Source organism: Algoriphagus oliviformis (assembly GCF_017254915.1).
Lineage (GTDB): Bacteria > Bacteroidota > Bacteroidia > Cytophagales > Cyclobacteriaceae > Algoriphagus > Algoriphagus oliviformis.
This window is the reverse complement of sequence record NZ_JAFKCT010000103.1, coordinates 1-278: the sequence shown is the minus strand read 5'-3', so window position 1 is coordinate 278 and position 278 is coordinate 1. Positions and strand designations below refer to the sequence as shown.

Genomic DNA, 278 nt, shown 5'->3' with positions numbered 1-278 from the left:
ACAAACATCAAAATAATCAGGAAACGGTGTGAACATGACGAAGACTTATCACATTGCCGTCTTGCCCGGAGACGGTATCGGCCCGGAAGTAATGGCTCAGGCGCGCAAAGTGTTGGACGCGGTGCGTCAACGCTTTGACATTCGCATCACCACCGCCGAGTACGACGTCGGCGGCATCGCCATCGATCGCCACGGCAGCCCGTTGCCAGCGGCGACCGTCGCCGGCTGCGAGCAGGCCGACGCCATCCTGTTCGGTTCGGTGGGCGGCCCGAAATGGG

General features: G+C 61.2%; 1 protein-coding gene. It reads left to right on the top strand.

The window, feature by feature from the left end; all coding sequences use genetic code 11:
- Positions 1-34: 34 nt before the first annotated feature.
- On the top strand, positions 35-278 hold a 244-nt coding region (locus J0A68_RS23450), incomplete at its 3' end, for an isocitrate/isopropylmalate family dehydrogenase (protein WP_236025729.1).